Source organism: Pelomicrobium sp. G1 (genome assembly GCF_051905455.1).
GTDB lineage: Bacteria > Pseudomonadota > Gammaproteobacteria > Burkholderiales > UBA6910 > Pelomicrobium.
Genome location: NZ_JBQACR010000016.1, coordinates 61460 through 83976, shown reverse-complemented (window position 1 = coordinate 83976; position 22517 = coordinate 61460). Strand labels below are relative to the sequence as shown.

Genomic DNA, 22517 nt, shown 5'->3' with positions numbered 1-22517 from the left:
GAAGCGCACGCTCGACATACCAGACAGAGCGGTGCGCCCAGGCGCACCCTACCGCAACGACGAAAGGGACCGTGCCGTGCTGAAATCCGTCTTGACCGCCGGGATGGCGGCCGTACTCGCGGTGCTGCCTTCCGCCTTCGCCCGCGCCGACGCCGAGGCGGCGAAGAAGGCGCTGGAGGCGCGCTTGCAGGGGGAGCGCATCGAAAGCGTGAAACCCACCCCGTTCGCCGGCCTCTACGAGGTGATCGTGGCGAGCCCCCGGGGCAGCCTAGTGATGTACACCGACGAAAAGGCCCAGTTCCTGTTCGCCGGCGGGGCGCTTCTGGACGTGCGCAGCGCCCCCTACAAGGACCTTACCCGGGAGACGGTGAGCCGGCTCAACGCCGCCCTGATCAACGGGTCGCTCAAGCTCGCGGTGAAGCGGGTGAAGGGCAACGGCCAGCGCACCCTCATCACCTTCGAGGACCCCAATTGCCCCTATTGCAAGGCGCTGCAGAAGGAACTGGTGCAGCTTACCGACGTCACCATTTATACCTTCCTGTGGCCGTTCCTCTCCGAGAGTTCCCTCACCAAATCCCAGGCCGTCTGGTGCGCCAAGGACCGGGGCAAGGCGTTCGAGGATCTGATGCTGCGGGACCAGGTGCCTCCCGCCGACAAGGCGGGCTGCGAATACCGGGCGGAGCCCGTGCACGACATGGCCCGGCGTCTGGGCCTGCAGGGCACCCCCGCCATCTTCCTCGCCGACGGCACCGAGTACACGGGCCCCCGCACCGCGCAAGCCCTGGATCAGGCCCTCAAGGAGGCGAAGACCGCGGGCGGAGGGGGGCGATGAGGCAAAGCCGCCCGCCCCGTCCCGCCGCCCCGCCGGCCCGGCCCGGCTCTTCCGCCTGAGGCCGCGCCATGTGGGTGGTGCTGCTGGAGACCGCCCTCGCCCTCGGGCTGGTCGTGTTCATCGTGTGGTGGACGATGCCGCGCAAGGGGCGGCGCGACGAGGGACCGGACCGGGAGGGGTAGAAACCCGCGCCCGCCTCAATGGAGCATGCGGGGCGCGCTCAGGGTGAACTCGGGGATGGGCGCTTCGAAGGTCACCCCGTCCTCGGCCCGCATGTGGTAGCGGCCGGTCATGGTGCCCACGGGGGTGGCGATGGCGGTGCCGCTCGTGTATTCGAAGCTCTCCCCGGGGCGCAGCACCGGCTGCTCGCCCACCACCCCCAGGCCCCGCACTTCCTGCACCCGGTTGTCCGCGTCGGTGATGATCCAGTGGCGGCTCATGAGCTGGGCGGCGACCGTGCCGGTGTTGGTGAGGGTGATGGTGTAGGCGAACACGTAGCGGTTTTCCGCCTCGTCCGACTGGTCGGGCAGGTAGGTGGTGCGCGCCTTCACGTCGATCCGGTAAATTTTGCGTTCGCTCATAGGGTACCCTCGCCGAGGCCAGGCTTGCATTGCACACCAAAGGCGCGGCGGGCACAAGCGCCGCAGCATAACGGCGGCTTTTCCCGGCAATCAGCGCCCGTTATGCAGCCGGGGAGGCAATCCCGCTAAAATCCGGGCTTTATCGCCTGCGGAGGGTCCATGCCCACGTACCGGATCGCCCCCAGCATCCTTTCGGCCAACTTCGCGCGCCTGGGCGAGGAGGTGACCTCGGTCATCGCCGCCGGAGCCGACCTGATCCACTTCGATGTGATGGACAACCATTACGTGCCCAACCTCACCATCGGGCCGCTGGTGTGCGAGGCGATCCGGCCCCTCACCGAAGCGCCCATCGACGTGCACCTGATGGTGAAGCCCGTGGACCGGATCGTGCCGGACTTCGCCAAGGCGGGCGCCAACATCATCTCCTTCCACCCCGAGGCCTCGGAGCACGTGGACCGCACCATCGGCCTGATCCACGACTGCGGCTGCAAGGCGGGGCTGGTGTTCAACCCGGCGACACCGCTCCATTACCTGGACTGGACCCTGGGGAAGCTGGACCTGGTGCTCATCATGTCGGTCAACCCGGGCTTCGGCGGGCAGAAGTTCATCCCCACGGCCCTCGAGAAGCTTCGGGAGGTGCGCCGGCGGATCGACGCGAGCGGGCGCGACATCTGGCTGGAGGTGGACGGGGGCGTGAAGGTGGACAACATCGCGGAGATCGCCCGGGCCGGGGCGGACACCTTCGTCGCCGGCTCCGCGATCTACGGGACCAAAGACTACAAGGCGACCATCGCAGCGATGCGGGCGGAGCTGGAAAAAGCCCGAGGCCGAAACACGTGAATTCCCGCTTCCCCATCCCCGTGGGCGCGGTCGTTCTGGATCTCGACGGGACCCTGCTCGACACCGTCGATGACCTGGCGGTGGCGGCAAACGCCATGCTCCAGGAGCTGGGTTTCGAACCGTTGCCGGAGCACGTCATTCGCACCCACATCGGCAAGGGCCTCCAGAACCTGGTCACCCGTTGCCTGGCGGAGGTGACCGGCGCTGAGCCGACTGCGGCGCAGGTCGAGCGGGCATTGGCTGTCTTCGAGCCCCATTACCGGGCGAACCTGTGCGTGCGCACCCGTCCCTACCCCGGCGTGGTGGAGGGGCTCGAAGCGCTGCGCCAAGCGGGTTTCCCGCTTGGCTGCGTGACCAACAAGGCGGAACGCTTCACCCGGCCGCTGCTCACGCAGACGGGGCTTGCCCGCTATTTCGACCTGGTGCTGGGGGGCGACACCCTGCCGCGCAAGAAGCCGGATCCGATGCCCCTCCTCTACGCGGCACGGCACTTCGGCGTCGCCCCGGGCGAGCTCCTGCTGGTGGGCGACTCCCCCAACGACACCCGGGCGGCCCGGGCGGCCGGCTGCCCGGTGGTGTGCGTGCCCTACGGCTACAACGAGGGGACCGAGGTGCAGGACCTCGATTGCGATGCTATAGTAGCGGGCGTGGACGAGGTGCCCCGGCTGGTGCGCAAGGCCCGCCCCGCCGCCGGGCGCCCCCAGTAGGAATTTTTCCGCCAAGTTCAGCCGTGAGCTCCAAGAGGATTGAAATCGAACGGTTCGCGCTCCGCCGCTGGCGCCCTTGGCGCCCGTGACGCGTATCCAGGCGCTTCGCCCTGCCGTTTCCGGTTTCAAACCCTTTTGTGGAGACTTCCGTGACTGAACAGGAATTCGACGATCTGGCCGCGCGCGGCTACAACCGCGTGCCCGTGGTCCTCGAGACCCTGGCCGATCTGGACACGCCCCTCTCCCTCTATCTCAAGCTCGCCGGCGAGCCCTACTCCTACCTGCTGGAGTCGGTGATCGGGGGCGAGCGCTTCGGCCGCTATTCCATCATCGGGCTGCCCGCGGAGCTGCGCATCGAGGTGAAGGGCCACCGCGTCGGCCTGGTCCGGCGGGGGCTTGCCGTGGAAGAGCACGAAACCCCCGATCCCCTGGGCTTTCTCCAAGCGTATCTTGCCCGCTTCCGCGCCGCGCCGCTGGCGGCGGGCCCCCGCTTCTGCGGCGGGCTCGTGGGCTACTTCGGCTACGACACGGTGCGCTACATCGAGCCGCGGCTAGCCCGCACCGACAAGCCGGACGCCCTCGGCACGCCGGACATCCTGCTGCTCCTCTCCGAGGAGCTGGCGGTCATCGACAACCTGCTGGGGAAGCTCTACCTGGTGGTGTACGCCGATCCCCGGGAGCCGGGCGCCTACGCCCGGGCGCGCCGGCGCCTCGCCGAGCTGCTCGCGCGCCTGCGCCAGCCGGTGGCGATCCCAGCGAGCGACCCCTGCCCCTCCGGACCCACGGCTTGCGAGTTCGCGCAGGATGCCTTCATCGAGGCGGTAGAGCGGGCCAAGCGCTACATCTTCGAGGGCGACATCATGCAGGTGGTGCTCTCCCAGCGCATGCGCCAGCCGTTCCATGCCTCCCCCCTCGCCCTGTACCGGGCGCTCAGGGGATTGAATCCTTCGCCCTACATGTTCTACTTCGATCTCGACAGCTTCCACGTGGTGGGGGCCTCCCCGGAGATCCTGGTGCGGCTGGAGGGCGAGACGGTGACGGTGCGGCCCATCGCCGGCACCCGCCCCCGGGGGAAGACGCCGGACGAGGACGCCCGGCTCGCGGCGGAGCTCCTCGCCGACCCCAAGGAGCGCGCCGAGCACGTGATGCTCATGGATCTGGGCCGCAACGACGTGGGACGGGTGGCCCAGACGGGAACCGTGCGGGTCACCGAGAACATGGTGATCGAGCGCTACTCCCACGTCATGCACATCGTGTCCAACGTGGAAGGGCGGCTGCGCCCGGCGCTCGGGGCGCTGGACGTGCTCAAGGCCACCTTCCCGGCGGGCACGGTGAGCGGCGCCCCTAAAGTGCGGGCCATGGAGATCATCGACGAGCTGGAGCCCTCCAAGCGCGGCGTCTACGCGGGCGCCGTGGGCTACCTGGGGTTCAACGGGGACATGGACCTCGCCATCGCCATCCGCACCGCGCTGGTCAAGGACGGGGCGCTCTACGTGCAGGCGGGCGCCGGAATCGTCGCCGACTCGGTGCCGCGCAACGAATGGATCGAGACGCAAAATAAGGCGCGAGCGATCCTGCGGGCGTCCGAGCTGGCCCACGCGGGGTTGGATACAAGGTGGTGAAAATCATGCTGCTGATGATCGACAATTACGACTCCTTCACCTACAACCTGGTGCAGTACCTGGGCGAGCTGGGGCAGGAGGTGAAGGTCGCCCGCAACGACGAGATCACGCTGGAGGAGATCGAGGCCCTCGATCCCCAGTACATCGTCATCAGCCCGGGGCCTTGCACGCCCAACGAGGCCGGGGTGTCGGTGCCGCTGATCCAGCGCTTCGCGGGCCGGATCCCTATCCTGGGGGTCTGCCTGGGGCACCAGGCGATCGGGCAGGCCTTCGGCGGCCGCATCGTGCACGCCCGAGCGCTCATGCACGGCAAGACCTCCCGCATCCGCCATGCGGGAGAAGGCGTGTTTCGCGGGCTGCCGGACGGGTTCGAAGCGACCCGCTACCACTCCCTGGTGATCGAGCGCTCGAGCCTGCCCGACTGCCTCGCGGTGACGGCCTGGACCGACGACGGGGAGATCATGGGGGTGCGGCACAAGGCGTTCCGGGTGGAGGGCGTGCAGTTCCATCCGGAGTCCATCCTGACCCAGCACGGGCACGCCCTGCTCGGCAACTTTCTATGGCCGGAAGGGCCGCCGGGGCAAGCCGCCGCCCCGGGACAGGGAAGCGCCGAAGAACGGGTAAGCGCCGAAAGGAGGAAGGCATGACGCCCCAGGAAGCGTTGAACCGCCTGATCGACAACCGGGAGATCTTCTACGACGAGATGCTCTCGGTCATGCGCCAGATCATGAACGGCGAGATGACGCCGGCCCAGATCGCCGCCATCCTCATGGGCCTGCGGGTCAAGAAGGAAACCATCGGCGAGATCACCGCCGCGGCCCAGGTGATGCGGGAGTTCGCCACCTCGGTGCCGGTGGAGGACAGCGCCCATCTGGTGGACACCTGCGGCACCGGGGGAGACAACGCCCACACGTTCAACGTGTCCACGGCCTCCGCGTTCGTCGCCGCCGCCGCCGGCGCCCGGGTAGCCAAGCACGGTGGGCGGTCGGTGTCCTCCAAAAGCGGCAGCGCCGACGTGCTGGAAGCCCTGGGCGCCTGGGTCCAGCTCACCCCCGAGCAGGTCGCCCGGTGCATCGAACAGGTGGGCATCGGCTTCATGTTCGCCCCCAATTTCCACGCCGCCATGAAGCACGCCGCGCCGGTGCGGCGGGAGCTGGGGGTGCGCACCCTGTTCAACATCCTGGGGCCCCTCACCAATCCGGCGGGCGCCAGGAACCAGCTCCTGGGCGTGTTCCACCCGGACCTGGTGGGCATCCAGGTGCGGGTGCTCCAGCGCCTGGGCAGCCGCCACGTGATGGTGGTGCACGGGCTGGACGGGGTCGACGAGATCTCCATCTGCGCCGAAACCATGGTGGGGGAACTCAAGAACGGCGAGATCTCCGAGTACACCCTGCACCCGGCCCAGTTCGGGATGAAGCTGGGCGAGCCCGCCGCGATCCGGGTGGAGGACGCCGCCCAGGCGAAGGGCATGCTGCTCGGGGTGCTGGACAATGTCCCCGGGCCGGCCCGGGACATGGTGCTGCTCAACGCCGGCGCGACCCTCTACCTGGCCGGCGTCACGAAGACCATGGAACAGGGCATCGAAAAGGCCGCCGCGGCACTGGAGAGCGGCGCGGCGCGGCGCAAGCTGGAAGCCTTCGTCGAGCTAACCAACCGGTTCCGGGCCTGAGCCTGGATATTCGACGAAAGACGATGGCTGACATCCTGGAGCGCATCCTCGCCGCGAAGGCGGAGGAGGTGGCCGCGGCCCGCGCGGCACTGCCCCTGGAGGCGGTCCGGGAACGAGCCCAGACCGCGCCCCCGGCGCGGGACTTTGCCGGCGCCCTACGCGGGCGCATCGCCGCGGGCCGGCCCGCCGTCATCGCCGAGATCAAGAAGGCGAGCCCCAGCAAAGGGGTGCTGCGGGAGCGATTCGACCCGGAAGCGATCGCCCGTAGCTACGCCCGCCACGGGGCGGCGTGCCTGTCGGTGCTCACCGACCGGGCGTTCTTCCAGGGAAGCCCGGATTACCTCCGGGCGGCCCGCGCCGCCTGCGAGCTGCCGGTGCTACGCAAGGACTTCGTGATCGATCCGTACCAGGTGTTCGAAGCGCGGGCCATGGGGGCGGACTGCATCCTGGTGATCGTGGCGGCGTTTCGGCTTGCCGCGGGAGCCCGCCAGCCCTCTTCCTTGTCCCCTCTCCCCACGGGAGAGGGAGATCCACCAGCGGGCGGCGCCACCTGGCCTCCCGTCTCTTGGGAAAGCGAAAGCAGCGACCCCGCCTCCCCCCCGGGGGGAGGGGCTGGGGGAGAGGGCCCTTCCTGCGGGGCCCCCGGCTACGACCTTGCCCGCATGCAAGCGCTCGAGTCCCTCGCCCATTCCCTGGGCATGGCGGTGCTGGCGGAGGTCCACGACGGGGAGGAGCTGGCGGCGGCCCTCACCCTCGCCACGCCCTTGATTGGCATCAACAACCGGAACCTGCGCACTTTCGAAACCCGCCTGGAGACCACCCTCGGACTCCTCGACCGGGTTCCGCCCGCCCGGATCGTGGTGACCGAAAGCGGAATCCTGACTCCCGGGGACGTGGCCCGCCTGCGCGCCCGGGGGGTTCACGCCTTCCTGGTAGGAGAAGCGTTCATGCGGGCGGAAGACCCGGGCGCCGAGCTCGCCCGGCTGTTCGCCTAAGCGAGCTTGAGCGCCCGCACGCAGGCCTTCTCCTCCTGCACGGTCTTGTCGAGGAGCTTGGTGAGGGCGTAGACCGCGTCGATGTGGGGCGAGGGAGTGTCGGTCATGCGCCCAAGCTCCACCACCGCCCCCACCAGGGCGTCCACCTCCAGGGGCCGGCCGGCTTCCAGGTCCTGGAGCATGGAGGTCTTGTGCTTGCCCACCTTCTCGGCGCCGGCGATGCGCTTCTCCAGGGGCACGCGGAAGTGGATGTTGAGCTTATGGGCGATGGCCTGGGCCTCGGTCATCATCTTCGCCGCCAGGTCCCGGGTGAGGGGGTACTGGCAGATGTCCACCAGGGTGGAATGGGTGAGGGCGCTGATGGGGTTGAAGGTGAGGTTGCCCCACAGCTTGAGCCAGATCTCGGAGCGGATGTCGGGCAGGATGGGGGACTTGAAGCCGGCCCGGGTGAAGGTCTCGGACACGCGCCTCGCCCGCTCGGTCTCGGAGCCGTCCAGCTCGCCGATGGGGAAGCGGTCTCCCTCGATGTGCCGGATCACCCCCGGCGCGGCGATCTCGCTGGCAGGATAGACGACGCAACCCAGGATCCGCTCCGCCTCGATGTTCTTCACGCACACCCCGCCCGGGTCCACCGACTCCACGATGCGCCCCTCCAGGGGGCCGCCGTGGCGCTGGAAGTACCAGAAGGGGATGCCGTTCTGGGTCGGCACGACGATGGTCTGGGGCCCGAACATGGCCCGTAGGTCCGACGCCACCGGAGGAAGCTGGTGGGCCTTCATGCCCAGGATCACCAGATCCTGGACGCCCGCCTCGGCCATGGCGCTGGTCGCCTTAACGTTCTTCGCCACGTGCTCGGTGCCATCGTGCATGACGAGCTTGAGGCCGTTTTTCTTGATCGCCTCCAGATGGGCGCCCCGGGCGATGAGGGTCACGTCCTCGCCCGCCAGCGCCAACTTGACGCCCAAATAGCCGCCGATGGCGCCCGCACCCACAACGCAAATCTTCATTGCATCCCCCGTCTTGGCTGTTGTTTCAGGAAATTCCAGATGGCCGGATGGACATCATGCCAGGGCCCGCTGACCCGCTCCCGCCGGGAAGTCCCCGGAGGCCGTCTTCTACCCTTAAGCCCTGGAGCGCAGTGGAGTGTGGTGGAGCAGGCCGCGCCGGAAATTGACCGCGGTCAATTTTTCATATCAGCAAAAATAGATAATCCTTATGGAATGCATCATGCAAGTTTATCATCGCCCTCGGTGCCCGCCCTGCCGTCCGGACCTTCCTTGACAGCCCTCGAGGGCGGCTGGCATAGTTTCGCCCCTCCGTGGCGAATTAGCTCAGTGGTTAGAGCAGCGGAATCATAATCCGTTGGTCCGGGGTTCGAATCCCTGATTCGCCACCAGCGCTTCCGATTCCAGGTCTTTCCAGATCCCGCCCACCCTTCCGCCCGACCGTCTGCCCTCTCTGTCGGTCCCGCAACCGTCTGGGAGGGTTCCCGAGCGACCGGTCCGCCGCCGATTGCGAGCAGGCCCGCCAGCGTGCTATCGTAAGCCCATGCGGTTAGGTTCTATCCTCTTGTTTATCCTGTTTTTTTCCGTGAGCGGAGGCGCCTCCGCGCAGCGCATATTGCCCGCGGAGGCTGCCCTGGGCAAAGTGGACGCCTTCGAATATCCCCACGCCAAGATCGCCGGCAAGACCTATCGCCTCGCCCCGGGCGCCAGGATCTTCGATTCCTGGAATCGTGTCGTGATGCCCCCGGCCCTTCCGCAGGACGCCCGGGTGCTGTACCTGGTGGACGGCAACGGGGATTTGTCCCGTGTGTGGCTGCTCACTCCCGAGGAGCTCGCCCGGGAGGAGCTCAAGCGGCGCCGGTAACGCTTCGATTCCCGTGGGCGGCAAGGTTTACATCAAGACGTTCGGCTGCCAGATGAACGAGTACGATTCGGCCAAGATGGCCGACGTGCTTCGGGCGGCGGAAGGGTTGCAGCCGACCGACGATCCGGCGGAGGCCGACCTCATCCTTTTCAACACCTGCTCGGTGCGGGAGAAGGCCCAGGAGAAGGTGTTCTCCGACCTGGGCACCGTCAAGCACCTGAAGCGCCACCGGCCGGGGATGCTGATCGGGGTGGGGGGCTGCGTGGCGAGCCAGGAGGGGGAGCGCATCATCGCCCGGGCCCCCTACGTGGACCTGGTGTTCGGCCCCCAGACCCTGCACCGGCTGCCCCAGCTCATCCGGGCCCGCCGGGAAACCGGCCGGCCCCAGGTGGACGTGTCGTTTCCGGAGGTGGAGAAGTTCGACGCCCTGCCGCCCCCGGGCGTCAAGGGGGCGAGCGCCTTCGTCTCCATCATGGAGGGCTGCAGCAAGTACTGCAGTTTCTGCGTGGTGCCCTACACCCGGGGGGACGAGGTCTCCCGCCCCTTCGAGGACGTGCTGGCGGAGGTGGCGTCCCTGGTGGACCAGGGGGTGCGGGAAGTGACCCTCCTCGGCCAGAACGTGAACGCCTACCGGGGCGCCATGAGCGACGGGGAAACGGCGGACCTGGCTCTGCTGTTGCGCTACTTGGCGGAGCTTCCCGGCTTGGAGCGCATCCGTTTCACCACGTCCCACCCGCGGGAGTTCACCCAGCGGCTGATCGACGCTTTCGCCCAGATCCCGAAGCTGGCGGGCCACGTGCACCTGCCCGTGCAGTCGGGCTCGGACCGGGTGTTGGCCGCCATGAAGCGGGGCTACACGGTGCTCGAGTACAAGTCCATCCTCCGGCGCCTGCGCGCCGCGCGGCCGGGCATCTCCATTTCGTCGGATTTCATCGTAGGCTTTCCCACCGAGACGGAGGCCGACTTCGAGGCGACGCTGCGGCTCGTGGAAGAAGCGGGCTTCGACGCCAGCTTCAGCTTCGTCTACAGCCCGCGGCCGGGAACCCCCGCGGCGGAGCTGCCGGACCCGACCCCGCAGGCGGTGAAGCTCGAGCGCCTGGCCCGGCTGCAGGCGCTGATCGATGCCCAGGCCCAAGCCTTGAGCCGCGCCATGGTGGGCACCGAGCAGCGCGTCTTGGTGGAGGGACCCTCCAAGAAGGATCCGACGGAACTCCAGGGCCGCACGGAAAACAACCGGGTGGTGAACTTCCCGGGCCATCCGCGCCTGATCGGCCGGTTCGTCCACGTGAGCATCACGGCCGCCCTGCCCCATTCCCTCCGAGGCAGGCTTGCCTCACTACCGAATTGAAGTCCGCCGTCCTCGAACTGTCCTTCACCCCGCCCGACAACCAGCGCCTGGCCAACCTGTGCGGCGCCCTGGACGAGAACCTGCGCCAGATCGAGGTGGCCCTGGACGTGACCATCGCCCGGCGCGGCGAGCATTTCAAACTGAGCGGCGCGCCGGAGCGGGCCGATCTGGCGGCCCGGGCGCTGCGCACTTTTTACGACCAGGCCCAGCATCATTTGAGTGCGGAAGACATCCAGTTGGGGCTGGTGGAGGTGATGAGCCCGGCCCCCGGGACGGCGCGGCCGCTGGAGTCGCCACCCCTAGTGACCCGGCGCGCCGACCTGCACGGCCGCACGCCCCGCCAGGTGCAATACCTGCGCCAAATCCAGGAGCACGACATCACCTTCTCCATCGGTCCGGCAGGCACGGGCAAGACCTACCTCGCGGTGGCGAGCGCCGTGGACGCCCTGGAGCGGGACCGGGTCAAGCGCATCGTGCTCACCCGGCCGGCGGTGGAGGCGGGCGAGCGGCTGGGCTTCCTGCCCGGGGATCTCGCCCAGAAGGTGGATCCCTACCTGCGGCCCCTGTACGACGCCCTGTACGAGCTGATGGGGTTCGACCGGGTGGCAAAGCTGTTCGAGCGGGGGGCGATTGAGATCGCGCCCCTCGCCTACATGCGGGGTCGCACCCTCAACCACTCCTTCATCATCCTGGACGAGGCCCAGAACACGACGCCCGAGCAGATGAAGATGTTCCTCACCCGCATCGGCTTCGCCACCAAGGCGGTGATCACCGGCGACGTGACCCAGATCGACCTCGCCCGGGGACAGAAAAGCGGGCTGGTGGAAGCCCAGGAGGTGCTCGCCGGCGTGCGCGGCATCGCCTTCACCGTGTTCCAGGCCGAGGACGTGGTGCGCCATCCCCTGGTGCAGCGCATCGTCCAGGCCTACGACGAGTATGCCAAGCGGCAGTAGGCGCCCGGCGCCGTTCTCCCTCTCGGTCCAATACGCCACCGCTCGACCAGGGGTGCCCAGCCGCAGCCAGTTCCGCCGCTGGGTCGGCCGCACGCTCCAGCGGCCCGCGGCCATCGTGATCCGCGTGGCGGACGAGCCCGAGGCCCGGGCGCTCAACCAGCGCTTCCGCGGCAAGGACTACGCCACCAACGTCCTCACCTTCCCCTACCCAGAGTTCAAGCCTCTACGCGGCGACATCGTGCTGTGCGCGCCCGTAGTGGAGCGGGAAGCGCGGGAGGCGGGCAAGCCAGTCCTGGCCCATTACGCCCACCTCACGGTCCACGGCGTGCTGCACCTGCAGGGCCACGACCATCAGGGCGAGGACGAAGCGACCAGGATGGAACTCCTGGAGTCCCGGATCATGCGGGCGCTCGGCTACGCCGACCCTTACGGGCCGGAAGCGCCCAGACGCAAGGCACGAACAGCCCATGGAGAAATAGATGGAAGAAGTCGATAAGCCCGGCTGGCTCGAGCGCTTGTCGGCGCTCATCATGCGCGAGCCTGAGGACCGGGAGAGCCTCGTGCAATTGCTCCATTCGGCCTACCGGCGCAACCTCCTGGACGCCGACGCCTTGAGCATGATCGAGGGAGTGATCCAGGTCTCGGAGATGCCCGTGCGCGAGATCATGATCCCGCGCTCCCAGATGCAGATGATCGACATCGAGTCGACGCCGGAGGAGATGACCGCCTTCGCCATCGAAACCGCCCATTCCCGCTTTCCGGTCTACGACGGCCACAAGGACAACGTGATCGGCATCCTGCTCGCCAAGGATCTGCTGCGCTTCTACGCCGGCGAGGAGTCCAGCGTGCGCGCCATGCTGCGCCCGGCGGTGTTCATCCCCGAGTCGAAGCGGCTCAACGTGCTGCTCAAGGACTTCCGCAGCAACCGCAACCACATGGCCATCGTGGTGGACGAGTACGGGGGCGTGGCGGGGCTGGTGACCATCGAGGACGTGCTGGAGCAGATCGTCGGCGAGATCGAGGACGAGTACGACTACGAGGAGGCCGGCGACAACATCATCCGCGACAAGGACGGACGCTATCGCGTCAAGGCCACCACGGAGATCCAGGACTTCAACGCCGCCCTGGGCACCCGGTTCAGCGACGAGGAGTACGACACCGTGGGCGGGCTGGTGCTGTCCCTGTTCGGACGCCTGCCCCGGCGGGGCGAGTCGGTGAGCGCCGACGGGGTCAAGTTCCAGGTCCTGCGCGCCGACAGCCGCCGGCTGCACACCCTGCTGGTCGAGCGGCTCCAGGACGAGGCATGACGGCGGCGCACCGGTCGCTTCCCCGCTTCCGCTCCGCCTCCCGCGCCCGCAGCCTGTGGACGCTGGCCGGCGCCTTCGCCCTGGGGGCGGTGGCGGTCGCCGGCTACGCCCCGTTCCACGCCTTCTTCCTCGCGCCCCTGGCGCTCGCCCTGCTGTTCGCCCTGTGGGGCGTGCTGCCGCGCCCGGGAGCCGCCGCGGCCGCCGGGTTCGCCTTCGGGCTGGGGCTCTTCGGCGTGGGCGTGAGCTGGATCTGGGTGAGTCTGCACGTCTTCGGCGGCATGCCGGCGCCGCTCGCCGCCCTCGCCACCCTGCTCTTCTGCGCGCTGCTCGCCCTCTTTCCCGCCCTGGTGGGCTGGCTGCAGGCCATGGTACCTGTCCCGCCGCTCCGGCGCACGGCGCTTCTCATCCCGGGCCTGTGGGTGACCGTCGAATGGCTGCGGGGCTGGCTCTTCACCGGCTTTCCCTGGCTGGCGGTGGGCTACTCCCAGATTCCCGAAAGCCCTCTGGCCGGCTACGCGCCGGCGGCGGGGATTTACGGCGTCGGGCTCGCCGTGGCGGTCACCGCCGGGCTCGCCGCGGCGGTGCTGCTCGCCGCCGCCCGGCGGCTTCGCTTCTCCCCCGGGCTGCCGCTCGCCGTGGCGGCGGGTGCCGGCCTGTGGCTCGCCGGCCAGGCGCTGAAAAGCGTGACCTTCACCTGGCCGGTCACGGAACCAGTGAAAGTGACCCTGGTCCAGGGCAACGTGCCCCAGGAGCTCAAGTGGCGGGAGGAGCGGGTGGCGGCCACCCTGCGCCAGTACCTGGCGGCGGTGCAAAGGGCGTCCGGTACCCTGGTGATCCTGCCCGAGACGGCGCTGCCCCTGTTCTATCACCAGGTGCCGGAAGCCTACTGGACCGAGCTCACCGCCTCCGTGGCGAGCCGGGGCGGCGACCTGCTGGTGGGCATGCCGGAGAAGCCCGATCCCGACAGCGAGGTCTATTACAACAGCGTGGTGACCCGGGGCAGCTCCCCTCCCCAGGCTTACCGCAAGTCCCATCTGGTCCCCTTCGGCGAGTTCATCCCCCCGGGCTTCGGCTGGGCGATGAAAGCCCTCAGCATCCCGCTCACCGATTTCTCCCGGGGCGATCCGTGGCAGCGGCCGCTCCAGGTGGCCGGCCAACAGGTGGCGGTCAACATCTGCTATGAAGACGCGTTCGGGGAGGAAATCATCCGCCAGCTTCCCGGGGCGACGCTCCTTGCCAACGTGAGCAACGACGCCTGGTTCGGGGATTCCTTCGCCCTCTGGCAGCATCTGCAGATGTCCCAGGCCCGGGCCCTGGAGACCGGCCGCTACATGCTGCGGGCCACCAACACAGGCGTAACCGCAGTGATCGATCCCAAAGGGCAGGTGCTAGCGCAGGCGCCGGTGCACGAGGAAGCCCTGGTAGAAGCCGAAGTCCGGGGCTACGGGGGCGAGACCCCCTACGTGCGCTGGGGCAACGCGCCCGCCCTCCTTCTCGCCCTGGCCGCCTGCGCCGCGGCGTTGCTCTCCCAGCCGCGCCAACGGGAACCGTTCTGACATAAAAAACCGCCGGACCGCGTAAAATAACGATTTTTTTGCGGCTTTCATGCTCACCTTTCAGCAGGTCATTCTCAAGCTCCAGGAATACTGGGACCGGCAGGGCTGCGTGCTGCTGCAGCCCTACGACATGGAGGTGGGCGCGGGCACATCCCACACCGCCACTTTCCTGCGGGCCCTGGGACCGGAGCCCTGGAACGCGGCCTACGTCCAGCCGTCCCGGCGGCCCAAGGACGGCCGCTACGGCGAGAATCCCAACCGCCTGCAGCACTACTACCAGTACCAGGTGGTGCTGAAGCCTTCGCCGCTCCACATCCAGGACTTGTACCTGGACTCCCTGGCCTACCTGGGCATCGATCCCCGCAGGAACGATGTGCGCTTCGTCGAGGACAACTGGGAAAACCCCACCCTGGGCGCCTGGGGACTGGGCTGGGAGGTGTGGCTGAACGGCATGGAGGTGACCCAGTTCACCTATTTCCAGGAGGTGGGCAGCCTCCCGTGCCGCCCGGTCACCGGGGAGATCACCTACGGGCTGGAGCGGCTCGCCATGTATCTCCAGGGCAAGGAGAGCGTGTTCGACCTGGTGTGGACCGATGGGGTCACCTACGGCGACGTCTATCACCAGAACGAGGTGGAGCAGTCCCGGTACAACTTCGAGCAATCCAACGTGCCCTGGCTCTTCTCCCAGTTCGACGGCTTCGAGGCGGAGGCCAAGCGCCTCATCGAGGCGGGGCTACCCCTGCCCGCCTACGAGATGGTCCTCAAATGCTCCCACACGTTCAACCTCCTGGACGCCCGGGGCGCCATCTCGGTCACCGAGCGCGCCGCCTACATCGCCCGCATCCGCACCCTCGCGCGCCTGGTGGCCCAGGCCTATTACGCCTCCCGGGAGGCGCTGGGCTTCCCGATGCTGAACCAGGCCAAGGCGGCGTGAGCCATGACCGAGACCCTGCTGGTCGAGATCCTCACCGAGGAGCTGCCGCCGAAGGCACTGCGGGCGCTGGGGGAGGCCTTCACCGAGGGGCTCGCCCGGCGGCTCGGGGAGCTGGATCTGCTGGAGCCCGACAGCCGGGCCATCGGCTACGCCACGCCGCGCCGGCTGGCGGTGGCGATCTCCCGGGTGCGGGAGAAGGCACCCGACAAGGCGGTAGAGGTGAAGGGCCCTTATGTCGCCACCGCCCTGGACTCCACGGGCCGGCCCACCCAGGCCCTCCTGGGGTTCTGCCGCAAGCACGGGGTCGAGCCGGAGGCGCTCGCCCGCGCCACGGACGCCAAGGGCGAGCACTTCGTCTGCCGCAAGAGCGAAAGCGGCAGCACGCTCGCCGCGGTGCTGGCTACCGCGGTGGAGGAGACGGCCGCCCGGCTGCCGGTGCCGAAGATGATGCGCTGGGGCGCGGGCGAGGAAGAGTTCGTGCGTCCGGTGCACGGGGTCATCCTGCTCCACGGCGAGCAGGCTATCCAGGGCACGGTCCTGGGGGTGGCGAGCGGGCGCGCCACCCGCGGCCACCGGTTCCTGGGCGAAGGCCGGCTGGAGATTCCCCACGCCGAGGCCTACGCCGAGCGGCTCGCCGCCCGGGGCTGCGTCATCGCCTCCTTCGACGAGCGCAGAGGCCGCATCGAGGCCTTGCTCATGGAGGCGGCGGGTCCGCTCAGGCCGGACATGGACGAGGCCCTGCTCGACGAGGTCACCGCCCTGGTGGAGTATCCCGCGGTCTACGCGGGAAGCTTCGATCCGGCCTTCCTCGCCGTGCCCCAGGAATGCCTGATCCTGTCCATGAAGCAGCACCAAAAGTACTTCCCGCTGCTCGACCCGGGGACGGGGAGACTGCAGCCCCGCTTCCTCATCGTCTCCAACCTGCGGGTGGACGACCCCCGGGAAATCATTCACGGCAACGAGCGGGTGCTGCGGGCCCGGCTCGCCGACGCCAAGTTTTTCTACGACCAGGACCGCAGAATACGGCTGGAGGCGCGGGTGCCGCGGCTCGCGGAGGTGGTGTACCACAACCGCCTGGGCAGCCAGCTCGAGCGGGTGCTGCGCATCCAGAAGCTCGCCGGAAAGATCGCAGAAGCGCTGCGGGCGGATCGAAGCCTCGCGGAACGGGCCGCCTACCTCTCCAAGGCCGATCTGTTGACCGACATGGTGGGAGAGTTCCCCGAGCTGCAGGGCGTCATGGGCATGCACTACGCCCGCCACGACGGCGAGCCCGAGGCGGTGGCCCGGGCGATCGAGGCCCACTACCACCCGCGCTTCGCCAACGACACCCTGCCCGAGGATCCCGTGGCCATCGCCGTGGCCCTAGCCGACAAGCTGGATGCGCTCATCGGCATCTTCGGCATCGGCCTCGCCCCCAGCGGGGACAAGGACCCCTACGCCCTGCGGCGCCACGCCCTGGGGGTGCTGCGTCTCCTGATCGAGCGCAACCTGCCCATCGATCTGCGGGCGCTCCTCGCCGACGCCCGCGAGGCCTTCGCTCCAGGCATCATCGCAGCCGGCGTGGAGGCGGAGGTGTTCGAGTTCATGCTGGAGCGCCTGCGGCACTACCTGCGGGGCCAGGGCTACGAGGCCGATGAGGTGGAGGCGGTGGTGAGCCAGCGGCCGAGCCGCATCGACCGGGTGATGCCCCGTATCCAAGCGGTGCGGGCGTTCCGCCGCCTGCCGGAAGCGGAGAGCCTGGCCACGGCCAACAAGCGCATCCAGAACATCCTCAAGAAGGCGGACGCCGAGGATTGGGCGCCGGAGGCCTCCCTTCTGCGGGAGCCCGCGGAGAAACAGCTCTACCTAGCCACCCGGGAGCTGGCGCCCCGGGTGGAGGCCCTCATGCAGCGGGGGGACTACACCCAGGCCCTGGCGGCGCTGGCGGGGATCAAGCCCCAAGTGGACACCTTCTTCGACCAGGTGCTAGTGATGGCCGAGGAGCCGTCCATCCGCTCGAACCGCCTCGCCCTGTTGCGGCAACTGGCAGGGGTGATGAACCAGGTGGCGGACATCTCCAAGCTCGCCGCGTGACACAACCGGTTTAAAATACTTCCGCCATCGAGGAGCGCAGGCCTTGCCCGCCACCACCAAACTGGTCATCCTGGACCGCGACGGCGTCATCAACTACGACAGCGTCAACTTCATCAAGTCGCCCGAGGAATGGCGGCCCATTCCCGGCAGCCTAGAGGCCATCGCCCGGCTGAACCGGGCGGGTTACCGAGTCGTGGTGGCGACCAACCAGTCGGGCATCGGGCGGGGGCTCCTGGACATGACCACCCTCAACGCGGTACACGAAAAGATGCACCGGGCGCTGGCCGCGGCCGGCGGCCACATCGATGCGCTCTTCTTCTGCCCCCACACCGCCGAGGCCCGCTGCCCCTGCCGCAAGCCCGCTCCGGGCATGCTGCAGGAGATCGCCCAGCGCTACAACGTGTCCCTGGAGGGGGTGCCGGCCATCGGCGATTCCCTGCGGGACCTGGAAGCGGCCGCGGCCGTGGGCGCCTTGCCGCTCCTGGTGCTCACCGGCAAAGGCGAACGCACCCGCCTGGAAGGAAACCTGCCGCCCCGCACCGCCGTGTTCTCCGATCTCGCGGCGGCAGTGGATGCCTTGGTTTCGTCCTGATGACGGGGCGGGACACACAGCCGGCCAGCGTCGCCCCATGATCTGGCTGCGCTCGGCCCTCTTCGCCGCAGCGCTCGCCATCACCACCCCCGTCTTCTCCCTCATCGCCCTCGCAACGTTTCCCTTCGGCGCCTTCACCCGCTACCGCATCATCACCCGGTGGTCGCGGATCACCATCTTCCTCGCCCGGGTGATTTGCGGCATCCGCTACCGGGTGCTGGGGCGGGAGCGCTTGCCGGCGCGGCCGTCGGTAGTGCTCTCCAAGCACCAGTCGGCGTGGGAAACCCTGGCCTTCCAGGAGATCTTCCCGCCCCAGGTGATCGTGGTGAAGAAAAGCCTGCTCTACATCCCGTTCTTCGGCTGGGGGCTGGCCATGCTTTCCCCCATCGTCGTGGACCGCGCTTCGCCGCGCACGTCGCTCAAGCAGTTGCTGCGCCAGGGCATGGAGCGGCTGGCCGCCGGCTTCTGGGTGATCGTCTATCCGGAGGGAAGGCGGGTCGATCCGGGCGAGCGGGGCCGCTACCAGGTGGGCGGCGCGTGGCTCGCCGTGCACGCCGGCGCGCCGGTGGTCCCGGTGGCGGTGAACGCGGGGCGCCTGTGGGGCCGGCGCGCGTTTCTCAAGCGTCCCGGGCTGGTGACCGTGAGCATCGGCGAGCCCATCGACCCCCGGGGACTCAAACCCGAGGAGGTGCTGCGCCGGGCGGAAGAGTGGATCGAGGCGGAAATGCAGCGCATCGACGCCGCGCCGGAGGAGCGCTGACGTGGCCCGGCAGAGGCAGGCTGCGGACCCATCCCCAGTCGCCCAGCTCCTGGGGGCGGTCGGTCCCTTACCGCTTTCGATCTCGGCTATCATTGCCGCCATGATCCGCGGTCCAGCCATGCGCGCCCTGCTGCCCCTCTTCCTCCTTCTCGCGTTCCTGAACGGTTGCGGCTTCAAGGGTCCGCTCTACCTGCCAGAAGAGAAGAGCGCGCCTGCTTCCCGGGACGCGGCCCCTAGACAAGAATGAGCGCCTTTCATTACCGCGACGGCGTGCTGCACGCCGAAGACATGCCGCTCACCGAAATCGCGGCCCGTTTCGGCACCCCGTGCTTCGTTTATTCCCGCGCCGCCTTTACCGAAGCCTATCGCGCTTTCGACCAGGCCCTGGCGGGGCATCCCCACCTGGTGTGCTACGCGGTCAAGGCCAATTCCAACCTGGCCATCCTGGATCTCCTGGCGCGCCTGGGCAGCGGCTTCGACATCGTCTCCGGCGGGGAGCTCAAGCGTGTGCTGGCGGCGGGCGGCGACGCGCGCCGGGTGGTGTTTTCCGGCGTGGGCAAGACCGAGGCGGAGATGCGGGAGGCGCTCGCCGCCGGGGTGCTGTGCTTCAACGTGGAATCGGAAAGCGAGCTGCAGCGCCTCAACCGGGTCGCGGCGGCGCTCTCCGCGCGGGCGAGCGTGAGCCTGCGGGTGAACCCGGACGTGGATCCGAAGACCCATCCGTACATCGCTACCGGGCTCAAGGAGAACAAGTTCGGCGTCCCCTTCGCCGAAGCCCTGCCTCTGTACCGGGAGGCGCGGCGCCTGCCCCATCTCGCGGTGGCGGGCATCGGCTGCCACATCGGCTCCCAGCTCACCGAGCTGGATCCCTTCGTCGAGGCGGCGCGCAGAGTCCTCGAGCTCGCCGACCGTCTCGCCGCGGAAGGCATGCCCCTCGCCCACGTCGACCTGGGCGGCGGCCTCGGCATCCGCTATCGCGACGAGCGGCCGCCGTCGATCGAGGCGTACGGCCGCGCCCTCGTCGGATTGCTGCGCGGGCGCCGGGAGCGGCTCATCGTCGAGCCTGGCCGCGCCCTGGCGGGCAACGCCGGCGTGCTGGTGACGCGGGTCGAATACTTAAAGCACGGGGAAACGAAGAACTTCGCGGTGGTGGACGCAGCCATGAACGATCTCATGCGCCCTTCCCTCTACGACGCCTATCACGAGGTCCTGCCGGTCGTGCAGGAGGCCGCGCGGGCGAGCGCCGTCTACGACGTGGTCGGACCGGTGTGCGAGAGCGGCGATTTTCTCGCCCGCGATCGCGAGCTTGCCCTGGCGGAGGGCGACCTCCTGGCGATCGGCTCCGCCGGCGCGTACGGCATGAGCATGAGCTCCAACTACAACACGCGCCCGCGCGCGGCGGAGGTGATGGCGGACCGCGACCGGGTACACCTGATCCGCAGCCGCGAAACCGTCGAGCAGTTGATCGCCCTGGAAAGACGCCTGCCGGATTGATCCGCCAAGTGTGGGAAAAATGCAACGCCGCGGCGCGCCTCAAGACGCTTGTCTCGAAGCTCGCTGTTGTGCGTCGCTGCCCGAGACCATAGAATCGACTTACCGAGCCGGAGCGTCGATCGTTTTCGTCCATCATTGAGCGTCATTGGACGCCAGCGGAAGCGGCGCAGCGGGCTCGGAAGTGCGGCGCAGCGCCGCAGCATCCATCCAACTTGGAGCCTGGACCGAAGAAAGGAGCATGGAGATGGCAGTAAGCAGAAAGAAACCAGCGGCGAAGAAGAGCGCTGCAAAGAAGAAGCTCGCGACCAAGCCTGCTGCGCGCAAGGCATCCGCCAGAAAGAGCGTGCGCAAGGCGACGCCCAAGAAAGCGGCGCCCAGGAAGAGCGCGCGCAAGAAGCCCGCCAGAAAAGCCGCCAATCCCGCAGCCCGCAAGACGGTGAAGAAACCGGCGGCGAAAAAGATCCGCAAGAACCCGCAGCGGCCGGCCACCAGGAAAAAAGCGCCCGCCAGAAAATCGGCGGCGGCCAGGAAAAAGCCCGCGGGGAAATCGAGCGCCAGGAAACCCGCCAGAAAAAGCCCGGCGCGCAAGCGCGTGGCCGCCACCGGCGCGCTCGGCGCCTGACGGCCGTCTCCCGGCGGCCCTTGCGAGCCTTGTCCCGCGCCCGGCCGCCGGGTCGTTTCTATCCTTGCCTTCTTTTCATTCCGCCTCGACGCCGGCCCGCCCCACGCGCCACAGGGAAAGGGCGCGGCTGCGGAAGGCGTGCACCACGCGGCTGCCCAACAGGAGGGCGAGCGCGGCGGCGAAGAGCGCGGGCCGGGTCACGTCCGCCTTGACCAGCCACCAGAAGTGGATCACTCCGCCGATGCCGATGACATAGACCAGCCGGTGTAGCCGCTGCCAGCGGCGGGCGCCGAGACGCCGGATCATGCGGTCGGTGGAGGTGGCCGCCAGGGGGATCAGGAGCAGGAAACAGGTGAAGCCCACGGTGACGTAGGGGCGCTTCGCCACGTCCTGCACGATGGCCGCCAGATCGAAAAACTGGTCCAGGACCAGGTAGGTGGAGAAATGCAGGCAGGCGTAGAAGAAGGCGTACAGGCCCAGCATGCGCCGCAGCCGCAGCAGCCACGGCCACCCGAGGAGGCGCCGCAGCGGGGTCACCGCCAGGGTGAGGGTGAGGAAGGCGAGGGTCCAGAAACCCGTGGAGCGGGTGATGAATTCCACCGGATTGGCCCCCAGGCCGTCGTCGAACCCCAGCCAGACGAGGCGCGCGAGGGGCGCGAGGCCCAGCAAGAACAGCAAGCGCTTGAAGTCGCGTATGCGCTCGAGGGAAGGCTGAGCTAGGGTGGCTGCCATGGCGCCGGCGGCTCAGAAGTGTTTTTTCAGGTCCATGCCGGCGTAGAGATGGGCCACCTGCTCGGCATAGCCGTTGAACATGAGGGTGTCCCGCTTGGGGGCGAAAAATCCCTCGCCGATGCGCCGCTCCTTGGCCTGGCTCCAGCGCGGATGATCCACTGTGGGATTGACGTTGGCGTAGAATCCATATTCGTGGGGTGCCGCCAGGTTCCACGAGGTCCTGGGTTGGAACTCGGTAAAGCGAATCTTCACGATGGATTTCCCGCTCTTGAAGCCATACTTCCAGGGCACTACGATACGCACCGGCGCCCCGTTCTGGTTGGGCAGCACCTCGCCGTACAGGCCCACGCACAAGAGGGTGAGGGGATGGAGCGCCTCGTCCAGGCGCAGCCCCTCCACGTAGGGCCAGGCGAGGATGGGCAGGCGCTGGCCGGGCATCTCCGCGGGTCGCAGCAGCGTGGTGAATTCGACGTACTTGGCGCTGCCTAGAGGCTCCACCTGCCGGATGAGCTCGGACAGGGAATAGCCGACCCAGGGCACCACCATGGACCAGGCCTCCACGCAGCGCAGCCGGTAGATGCGCTCCTCCAGCGGCGCGAGCTTGAGCAGCTCGTCGATGTCGTACACCCGAGGGCGGCGCACCAGTCCTTCCACCGCCACCGTCCAGGGGCGGGTCTTGAGCAGATGGGCCCGCTCGGCGGGGTCGCCCTTGTCCGTGCCGAATTCGTAGAAGTTGTTATAGCGGGTGATGTCCTTGTAGGAGGTGGGCGGCTCCGGCGTGCTCATGGGGGATTTGCGCACCTCGGGAAGCCGCGCGCTGCCACTTTCCGCGGCCCGCGCCGCCAGCCCTGCGCCCAAGCCCAGGGCGAGCGCGGCCTTGAGGAATTCCCGGCGCCGGAGATACGCCTCCTTGGGTGTGATCTCCGAAGGTAACACGTCGCTCGGCTGCTTGATCACCATCGCGCTCTCTTCCCTTTGCGGCTTTAGTCGCCCCCGCCTCCGTCCCCCTTACAGGAAAGACCGCGGCGCCC

Annotated in this window: 24 protein-coding genes and 1 tRNA gene; 21 read left to right on the top strand and 4 right to left on the bottom strand. The window is 68.4% G+C overall.

What is annotated here, in order from left to right; all coding sequences use genetic code 11:
• The first annotated feature begins 76 nt into the window (after window positions 1-76).
• Complete coding sequence (locus ACTFO6_RS14825) at window positions 77-832, top strand: DsbC family protein (RefSeq protein WP_439935220.1); 756 nt, start codon at window positions 77-79, stop codon at window positions 830-832.
• Window positions 833-1029: 197 nt separating this feature from the next.
• On the opposite strand, the gene apaG is transcribed toward ACTFO6_RS14825, so the two are convergent.
• Window positions 1030-1413, bottom strand: a complete 384-nt coding sequence (gene apaG / locus ACTFO6_RS14820; RefSeq protein ID WP_439935219.1) for a Co2+/Mg2+ efflux protein ApaG — start codon at window positions 1411-1413, stop codon at window positions 1030-1032.
• A gap of 159 nt (window positions 1414-1572) precedes the next feature.
• Between apaG and rpe the strand changes: the two genes are divergently transcribed.
• The 6 genes from rpe to ACTFO6_RS14790 all read left to right on the top strand — a co-directional run bounded on the left by rpe (window position 1573) and on the right by ACTFO6_RS14790 (window position 7246).
• Window positions 1573-2253 carry a ribulose-phosphate 3-epimerase gene (gene rpe / locus ACTFO6_RS14815; protein WP_439935218.1) on the top strand — a complete coding sequence of 227 codons (681 nt, stop codon included), beginning with the start codon at window positions 1573-1575 and terminating at the stop codon, window positions 2251-2253.
• Window positions 2250-2960 (top strand): phosphoglycolate phosphatase, encoded by a 711-nt coding sequence (locus tag ACTFO6_RS14810; RefSeq protein ID WP_439935217.1) that lies wholly within the window; start codon window positions 2250-2252, stop codon window positions 2958-2960. Before rpe ends, ACTFO6_RS14810 begins: the two co-directional genes overlap by 4 nt.
• Before the next feature lie 149 nt (window positions 2961-3109).
• Window positions 3110-4582 (top strand): anthranilate synthase component I, encoded by a 1473-nt coding sequence (trpE, locus tag ACTFO6_RS14805; protein WP_439935216.1) that lies wholly within the window; start codon window positions 3110-3112, stop codon window positions 4580-4582.
• A 5-nt stretch (window positions 4583-4587) separates the two neighbouring features.
• Window positions 4588-5229, top strand: coding sequence for an aminodeoxychorismate/anthranilate synthase component II (locus ACTFO6_RS14800; protein ID WP_439935249.1), 642 nt, complete (start codon window positions 4588-4590; stop codon window positions 5227-5229).
• Window positions 5226-6251 carry an anthranilate phosphoribosyltransferase gene (gene trpD, locus ACTFO6_RS14795; RefSeq protein ID WP_439935215.1) on the top strand — a complete coding sequence of 342 codons (1026 nt, stop codon included), beginning with the start codon at window positions 5226-5228 and terminating at the stop codon, window positions 6249-6251. Before ACTFO6_RS14800 ends, trpD begins: the two co-directional genes overlap by 4 nt.
• A gap of 23 nt (window positions 6252-6274) precedes the next feature.
• Window positions 6275-7246 (top strand): indole-3-glycerol phosphate synthase TrpC, encoded by a 972-nt coding sequence (locus tag ACTFO6_RS14790; protein ID WP_439935214.1) that lies wholly within the window; start codon window positions 6275-6277, stop codon window positions 7244-7246.
• Here ACTFO6_RS14790 and ACTFO6_RS14785 read toward each other — a convergent pair.
• On the bottom strand, window positions 7243-8253 hold the full coding sequence (locus ACTFO6_RS14785; RefSeq protein WP_439935213.1) for a 2-dehydropantoate 2-reductase: 1011 nt from the start codon (window positions 8251-8253) through the stop codon (window positions 7243-7245). The genes ACTFO6_RS14790 and ACTFO6_RS14785 overlap by 4 nt on opposite strands.
• 313 nt (window positions 8254-8566) lie before the next feature.
• Here ACTFO6_RS14785 and ACTFO6_RS14780 point away from each other — a divergent pair.
• From ACTFO6_RS14780 to ACTFO6_RS14715, 14 genes are all read left to right on the top strand, one after another.
• Window positions 8567-8642, top strand: a tRNA-Met gene (locus tag ACTFO6_RS14780).
• 224 nt (window positions 8643-8866) lie between these two features.
• Complete coding sequence (locus ACTFO6_RS14775; RefSeq protein WP_439935212.1) at window positions 8867-9115, top strand: hypothetical protein; 249 nt, start codon at window positions 8867-8869, stop codon at window positions 9113-9115.
• A 13-nt stretch (window positions 9116-9128) separates the two neighbouring features.
• Window positions 9129-10463, top strand: a complete 1335-nt coding sequence (gene miaB, locus ACTFO6_RS14770; protein ID WP_439935211.1) for a tRNA (N6-isopentenyl adenosine(37)-C2)-methylthiotransferase MiaB — start codon at window positions 9129-9131, stop codon at window positions 10461-10463.
• Window positions 10460-11416 carry a PhoH family protein gene (locus ACTFO6_RS14765; RefSeq protein WP_439935210.1) on the top strand — a complete coding sequence of 319 codons (957 nt, stop codon included), beginning with the start codon at window positions 10460-10462 and terminating at the stop codon, window positions 11414-11416. Before miaB ends, ACTFO6_RS14765 begins: the two co-directional genes overlap by 4 nt.
• Window positions 11400-11912, top strand: a complete 513-nt coding sequence (ybeY, locus tag ACTFO6_RS14760; protein ID WP_439935209.1) for an rRNA maturation RNase YbeY — start codon at window positions 11400-11402, stop codon at window positions 11910-11912. Before ACTFO6_RS14765 ends, ybeY begins: the two co-directional genes overlap by 17 nt.
• Window positions 11896-12723: an HlyC/CorC family transporter gene (locus tag ACTFO6_RS14755; protein WP_439935208.1), complete on the top strand. Its 828-nt coding sequence runs from the start codon at window positions 11896-11898 to the stop codon at window positions 12721-12723. Before ybeY ends, ACTFO6_RS14755 begins: the two co-directional genes overlap by 17 nt.
• A complete protein-coding gene (gene lnt / locus ACTFO6_RS14750) occupies window positions 12720-14279 on the top strand; it encodes an apolipoprotein N-acyltransferase (RefSeq protein WP_439935207.1) in 1560 nt (519 codons plus the stop codon). Before ACTFO6_RS14755 ends, lnt begins: the two co-directional genes overlap by 4 nt.
• Window positions 14280-14328: 49 nt before the next feature.
• A complete protein-coding gene (gene glyQ, locus ACTFO6_RS14745) occupies window positions 14329-15213 on the top strand; it encodes a glycine--tRNA ligase subunit alpha (RefSeq protein WP_439935206.1) in 885 nt (294 codons plus the stop codon).
• 3 nt (window positions 15214-15216) lie between these two features.
• Window positions 15217-17286, top strand: a complete 2070-nt coding sequence (gene glyS / locus ACTFO6_RS14740) for a glycine--tRNA ligase subunit beta (RefSeq protein ID WP_439935205.1) — start codon at window positions 15217-15219, stop codon at window positions 17284-17286.
• A gap of 43 nt (window positions 17287-17329) precedes the next feature.
• Window positions 17330-17878 (top strand): D-glycero-beta-D-manno-heptose 1,7-bisphosphate 7-phosphatase, encoded by a 549-nt coding sequence (gmhB, locus tag ACTFO6_RS14735; protein ID WP_439935204.1) that lies wholly within the window; start codon window positions 17330-17332, stop codon window positions 17876-17878.
• Window positions 17879-17915: 37 nt separating this feature from the next.
• Window positions 17916-18638 carry a lysophospholipid acyltransferase family protein gene (locus tag ACTFO6_RS14730; RefSeq protein WP_439935203.1) on the top strand — a complete coding sequence of 241 codons (723 nt, stop codon included), beginning with the start codon at window positions 17916-17918 and terminating at the stop codon, window positions 18636-18638.
• A 1-nt stretch (window position 18639) separates the two neighbouring features.
• Complete coding sequence (lptM, locus tag ACTFO6_RS14725; RefSeq protein WP_439935202.1) at window positions 18640-18885, top strand: LPS translocon maturation chaperone LptM; 246 nt, start codon at window positions 18640-18642, stop codon at window positions 18883-18885.
• Window positions 18882-20132 (top strand): diaminopimelate decarboxylase, encoded by a 1251-nt coding sequence (gene lysA / locus ACTFO6_RS14720; RefSeq protein ID WP_439935201.1) that lies wholly within the window; start codon window positions 18882-18884, stop codon window positions 20130-20132. The genes lptM and lysA overlap by 4 nt, the downstream gene beginning before the upstream one ends.
• A 181-nt stretch (window positions 20133-20313) precedes the next feature.
• Window positions 20314-20754 (top strand): histone, encoded by a 441-nt coding sequence (locus ACTFO6_RS14715; RefSeq protein WP_439935200.1) that lies wholly within the window; start codon window positions 20314-20316, stop codon window positions 20752-20754.
• A gap of 75 nt (window positions 20755-20829) precedes the next feature.
• Here the strand turns inward: ACTFO6_RS14715 and ACTFO6_RS14710 are convergent, their stop codons facing one another.
• On the bottom strand, window positions 20830-21486 hold the full coding sequence (locus tag ACTFO6_RS14710) for a sulfite oxidase heme-binding subunit YedZ (protein WP_439935199.1): 657 nt from the start codon (window positions 21484-21486) through the stop codon (window positions 20830-20832).
• 12 nt (window positions 21487-21498) lie between these two features.
• The gene (gene msrP, locus ACTFO6_RS14705; protein ID WP_439935198.1) at window positions 21499-22446 is read right to left on the bottom strand and encodes a protein-methionine-sulfoxide reductase catalytic subunit MsrP; all 948 of its coding nucleotides are present in this window, start codon (window positions 22444-22446) and stop codon (window positions 21499-21501) included.
• Window positions 22447-22517: the final 71 nt, after the last annotated feature.

What these genes read in the sequence shown, in the direction of transcription:
- apaG (WP_439935219.1), bottom strand. Translation starts at nt 1,413, where the DNA reads ATGAGCGAACGCAAAATTTACCGGATCGACGTGAAGGCGCGCACCACC.
- rpe (WP_439935218.1), top strand. Translation starts at nt 1,573, where the DNA reads ATGCCCACGTACCGGATCGCCCCCAGCATCCTTTCGGCCAACTTCGCG.
- ACTFO6_RS14800 (WP_439935249.1), top strand. Translation starts at nt 4,588, where the DNA reads ATGCTGCTGATGATCGACAATTACGACTCCTTCACCTACAACCTGGTG.
- trpD (WP_439935215.1), top strand. Translation starts at nt 5,226, where the DNA reads ATGACGCCCCAGGAAGCGTTGAACCGCCTGATCGACAACCGGGAGATC.
- ACTFO6_RS14790 (WP_439935214.1), top strand. Translation starts at nt 6,275, where the DNA reads ATGGCTGACATCCTGGAGCGCATCCTCGCCGCGAAGGCGGAGGAGGTG.
- ACTFO6_RS14785 (WP_439935213.1), bottom strand. Translation starts at nt 8,253, where the DNA reads ATGAAGATTTGCGTTGTGGGTGCGGGCGCCATCGGCGGCTATTTGGGC.
- ybeY (WP_439935209.1), top strand. Translation starts at nt 11,400, where the DNA reads ATGCCAAGCGGCAGTAGGCGCCCGGCGCCGTTCTCCCTCTCGGTCCAA.
- ACTFO6_RS14755 (WP_439935208.1), top strand. Translation starts at nt 11,896, where the DNA reads ATGGAAGAAGTCGATAAGCCCGGCTGGCTCGAGCGCTTGTCGGCGCTC.
- lnt (WP_439935207.1), top strand. Translation starts at nt 12,720, where the DNA reads ATGACGGCGGCGCACCGGTCGCTTCCCCGCTTCCGCTCCGCCTCCCGC.
- glyQ (WP_439935206.1), top strand. Translation starts at nt 14,329, where the DNA reads ATGCTCACCTTTCAGCAGGTCATTCTCAAGCTCCAGGAATACTGGGAC.
- glyS (WP_439935205.1), top strand. Translation starts at nt 15,217, where the DNA reads ATGACCGAGACCCTGCTGGTCGAGATCCTCACCGAGGAGCTGCCGCCG.
- ACTFO6_RS14730 (WP_439935203.1), top strand. Translation starts at nt 17,916, where the DNA reads ATGATCTGGCTGCGCTCGGCCCTCTTCGCCGCAGCGCTCGCCATCACC.
- lysA (WP_439935201.1), top strand. Translation starts at nt 18,882, where the DNA reads ATGAGCGCCTTTCATTACCGCGACGGCGTGCTGCACGCCGAAGACATG.
- ACTFO6_RS14710 (WP_439935199.1), bottom strand. Translation starts at nt 21,486, where the DNA reads ATGGCAGCCACCCTAGCTCAGCCTTCCCTCGAGCGCATACGCGACTTC.
- msrP (WP_439935198.1), bottom strand. Translation starts at nt 22,446, where the DNA reads ATGGTGATCAAGCAGCCGAGCGACGTGTTACCTTCGGAGATCACACCC.